1 protein-coding gene is annotated in these 307 nt (G+C 55.4%); it reads right to left on the bottom strand.

Annotation, left to right across the window (positions count from 1 at the left end):
• The coding region (gpFI, locus tag H8K32_RS20040; RefSeq protein WP_222613209.1) for a DNA-packaging protein FI at window positions 1-236 on the bottom strand (236 nt) is incomplete at its 3' end.
• Window positions 237-307 lie beyond the last annotated feature (71 nt).

The following is a 307-nucleotide window of genomic DNA, read 5'->3' on the forward strand; positions in this document are numbered from 1 at the left end:
GTATCCAGAATCACGGTATCCGGCTGCGCTGATCCCACCTCATTTTCATGTCCGGTCAGCACATTTTCCCGGCTGAGAGGGGTGTCCTGACCGGCAGTTTCATCCGTGTCATCAAGCTCCTCTTTCAGCTCTGCCACACGGAGCGCCAGTTCTTCTTTCGTCCCCGTCAGGCTGACATCACGGTTCAGTTGTTCACCCAGCGAGCGGAGACGGGCAATCAGTTCATCTTTCGTCATGGACTCCTCCACAGAGAAACAATGGCCCCGAAGGGCCATGATTACGCCAGTTGTACGGACACGAACTCATC

It is taken from the genome of Cognatundibacterium jejuense (assembly GCF_014284255.1).
GTDB classification, from domain to species: domain Bacteria; phylum Pseudomonadota; class Gammaproteobacteria; order Burkholderiales; family Burkholderiaceae_D; genus Undibacterium; species Undibacterium jejuense.